The following is a 3,637-nucleotide window of genomic DNA, read 5'->3' on the forward strand; positions in this document are numbered from 1 at the left end:
GTGCAGCAGGTGGAGTACATACTGCGCGACACCGGCGTGCCTCCCTCCCGCCTGCTGCTGGAGGTGACCGAGTCCGTGGTGCTGGAAAACCGGCTGGACAGCATCGCCAAGATCCGCCAGCTCAAGGCGCTCGGCATCCTGATCTCCATCGACGATTTCGGCACCGGTTATTCCTCCCTCGCTTATTTGCGCGATCTGCCCGCCGATGAGGTCAAACTGGATAGGAGTTTCATCCAGACGCTGGTTCACAGCGAGCAGGACAGGGCCATCGTCAAGGCGATCCTGGATCTCGCCCGGGTATTTCGCTTCACCGTGACCGCCGAAGGGGTGGAGGATGAGGAGCAGCTGGACGTCCTCAAACAGCTGGGATGCCAGCACTATCAGGGCTTCCTGACCAGCCGTCCACTCGCGGTCAAGGCACTGGAGGTGCTGCTGGGCAAAGCCCGGTCGGGCTAAACAGGTAGGATTTATAGGGCTTTTTGTAATAAAATAACGACCGCTCGCACCCTGCCAGAACAATTGGAGTCGTCTATGTCAATCATTAACCGGATCCCTGCCGTCGAAGCCAGCGGCTCTGCCGACAGGAAAGTGGCTAATCACCGGATCCCTGCCGCCACCGTTAGCGACGCCAGCAATACCGAAGTCATTGGCCGGATCCATTCCATCGAGACCTGCGGCACCGTCGATGGCCCCGGCATCCGCTTCATCGTGTTCATGCAGGGCTGCCTGATGCGCTGCAAGTATTGCCATAACCGGGATACCTGGGACACCCAGGGTGGCCGCGAGGTCACCGTGCCCGAGCTGATGCAGGATCTCACCAGCTACCGCCACTTCATGAATGCCTCCGGCGGCGGCGTCACCGCCTCCGGCGGGGAAGCCATGCTGCAGCAAGACTTTATCGCCGAGTTGTTTGCCGCCTGCAAGGCGCAGGGGATCCACACCTGTCTCGATACCAACGGCTTCGTGCGCCACTACGACGAGCTGCTCGATCGGGTGCTCGACAACACCGACCTGGTGCTGCTCGACATCAAGCAGATCAATGATGAGAAGCACATACCGCTCACCCACGTCAGCAACAAATACACCCTGGAATTTGCCCGTTACCTGGCGGCCAGGGGCCAGACCATGTGGATCCGTTACGTAGTGGTGCCCACCTGGTCAGACGATGACGAGAGCGCCGAGGGACTCGGCCAGTTCATCGCCGAGCTGGGTGACTGCGTCGAGAAGGTGGAACTGCTGCCCTACCACGAGCTCGGCAAACACAAGTGGGACGTACTGGGTGACACCTATGATCTCACCGGGATCAAGCCCCCCAGCAAGGAGACCATGGACAGGGTCCAGGCGATCCTCGGCAAGTACCACCCCAACGTCAAATACTGAAGAAAAAGGGCTGACCCGACAGGGTCAGCCCTTTTTCTTTGCCATCCCGGCGATGGCCCCTCGTTCATCCGCAATCAGTAACGTGCAAAAGGACATGCCATGACTGAAGGACAAGTTGCCGCCCTCCTGCTATGGCTGGTGCTGCTGGCAGCCAGCCTGCGTGGCTCCCTGCTGCGCACCCTGCATGACAATCCCCTCTATCAGCATCTCTGCCTGGGGAGCGCCATCGCGCTGGTGCCGCTCTGGTATCTGCGGGCCGGTCTGCACGAGGGGCTGGAGATCCATTTTCTCGGCCTCACCAGCCTGACCCTGCTGCTGGGCTGGCGCCTCGCCCTGCTCGCCCCCTGCCTCACCCTGCTGATCCTCGGTTACTTCGGTGTCACCGATCTCGCCGACTTCGGCGCGCAGGCGCTGATCGGCATCGGCTTGCCGGTGGCCACCAGCTGGTTGCTGTTCTTGGCTAGCTGGGCCTGGATGCCCCGCCACCTGTTCGTCTATCTGTTCGTGGCAGCCTTCCTCGGCGGGGCGCTGAGCATCTCGTTCAAGATGATTGCCAGCGCCCTGCTGATGGGACTGGACGAGCGCTACAGCTGGCAGGTGATCAGCGCAGACTATCTCTCCATCTGGCCGCTGCTGCTCTTCCCCGAGGCACTGCTCAACGGCATGGCCATGACTCTGCTCGCCGTCTACCGCCCCCACTGGGTCAACACCTTCTTCGACAGGGAATATCTGGGTCGTTAACCCTGAAAGACGCCCATGCGGACATTTATATGTTGGTTTCAGGCAGCATCAACTTGATTGGCTCCTTAACTTCAGCAGCCAATCCTCACAGGTGAAAATCTAGAATCGGTACTCAATATGAAGTGTGTGGCTGTCGAGTGCCGGGTTGGGTTCATACATGTGCCCATTGGACATGTGCTCATACTGGTAGCCAATCAACCAGCTCCTGGTGAAGGCATAGCCCAACCCCAATCCCGTTGATAGCTGAACAGGGCCGCCATAATCCTTGAAGCAATCCCCCTTCTGCCCAAATTCATGCTTGCTGAGCCACAACACTTCAAAAGGCATCCATACAACCCACTGGTTCCACTGACACTCTACACGTGCCCCGGCTCCCAACCTGGCGCCAGACTCGTGTCCGACATCCAAGATGCCAGCACGGCCCCCCAACCCCGCTTGGCAACCTGAGTCTCCCCATTGCCAGAACATGTGGTGGTATTTTACATCCACAAAAAATACATCGGACTTCTGGCTTTCAGCTGGTGTACCCACTTGCAAGACCACAATGTCATCGTTTGCCACTGCATCTGTGCCAACTGTCAATGAGGCCAGCAGCCCAGAAACCAAGAGAATGTCAGCGCGCATTTCTACTCCCACATCCTTGTGATTTTAAGGTGCCAGCCATGCATTCGGCAGGCACACTTCAGGAATAGTCGGTAAAAAAGCACATTGTCAATAAAGTGTTAAAAACTAAAAAAAACATACAATTATGAGTAGATGGTCTAGCAATTGTGGCACTATTTTTTTACATTCAAAGCAATGTATATCCTGTGGTCATTATGTAACCTCGATGACATACTCGCCTCACCGAAATCATAGAAAATTGATAAGCACAATAAACAGAGATCACAAAATAAAATAATATTGATGATGGTATCTTATGTAAGGTATTTCTTAATTAATCACCATCTCATTGCCAATACTCAGCCGAACTGTATGAACAACTCTATCATTTGTAAATTTACCATTTATAACAATGGATTACACTGATTCAGTCAACATTCTTGAGTGACTCATACGTATTATCCCAAATGAGAGTTGACTCAAACAACACCCATCAGTACTATTCGCGCGAAATAAATTAAGCATGACGTTCGCCGCAAAATGAAGCATTATATACAGGCTAATTCCCTACATGAATAGCGTGTTTTCGGAAAAGCTGAACGAGAATTGAACAGAACTGCAATTTAGTTGCCTTGTTTTATATTTCTGTTTACAACCACAAATTGTTACTTTTTAGACCGGGGCCATGTTACTTCCGTGCGGTAGCTTTGCTCTTTTTCCTCGATATACAAGTCTCCACTTAAGCAGCTCCCGCATTTACATATAATACCGAATAACTCAACAACCAATCACGATACATTTGATCAACGACTTGATCACATATCGAGTTTTGACTCTATGGAAAATATTGACACATGAACTACGCGACCCGGTTTCTGGCAATATCGCTAGCTATACAGATTGGTGGCTGCGC

General features: G+C 53.6%; 4 protein-coding genes. 3 read left to right on the forward strand and 1 reads right to left on the reverse strand.

Annotated features, from left to right (window positions below; translation table 11 throughout):
* The 3 genes from LG30_RS0107440 to LG30_RS0107450 form a co-directional block, all read left to right on the forward strand.
* The coding region (locus LG30_RS0107440) for an EAL domain-containing protein (RefSeq protein ID WP_152599098.1) at window positions 1-456 on the forward strand (456 nt) is incomplete at its 5' end.
* Window positions 457-531: 75 nt separating this feature from the next.
* Window positions 532-1,380, forward strand: a complete 849-nt coding sequence (gene pflA, locus LG30_RS0107445; RefSeq protein ID WP_152599100.1) for a pyruvate formate lyase 1-activating protein — start codon at window positions 532-534, stop codon at window positions 1,378-1,380.
* A 99-nt stretch (window positions 1,381-1,479) separates the two neighbouring features.
* Window positions 1,480-2,121 (forward strand): energy-coupling factor ABC transporter permease, encoded by a 642-nt coding sequence (locus LG30_RS0107450; protein ID WP_033130079.1) that lies wholly within the window; start codon window positions 1,480-1,482, stop codon window positions 2,119-2,121.
* A gap of 99 nt (window positions 2,122-2,220) precedes the next feature.
* Here the strand turns inward: LG30_RS0107450 and LG30_RS0107455 are convergent, their stop codons facing one another.
* A complete protein-coding gene (locus LG30_RS0107455) occupies window positions 2,221-2,745 on the reverse strand; it encodes an acyloxyacyl hydrolase (RefSeq protein WP_033130080.1) in 525 nt (174 codons plus the stop codon).
* Window positions 2,746-3,637: the final 892 nt, after the last annotated feature.

This window comes from Aeromonas aquatica (genome assembly GCF_000764655.1).
Taxonomy (GTDB): domain Bacteria; phylum Pseudomonadota; class Gammaproteobacteria; order Enterobacterales; family Aeromonadaceae; genus Aeromonas; species Aeromonas aquatica.

Excerpts from the sequence above, each read along its gene's own strand:
- pflA (WP_152599100.1), top strand. The coding sequence starts at position 532 with ATGTCAATCATTAACCGGATCCCTGCCGTCGAAGCCAGCGGCTCTGCC.
- LG30_RS0107450 (WP_033130079.1), top strand. The coding sequence starts at position 1,480 with ATGACTGAAGGACAAGTTGCCGCCCTCCTGCTATGGCTGGTGCTGCTG.
- LG30_RS0107455 (WP_033130080.1), bottom strand. The coding sequence starts at position 2,745 with ATGCGCGCTGACATTCTCTTGGTTTCTGGGCTGCTGGCCTCATTGACA.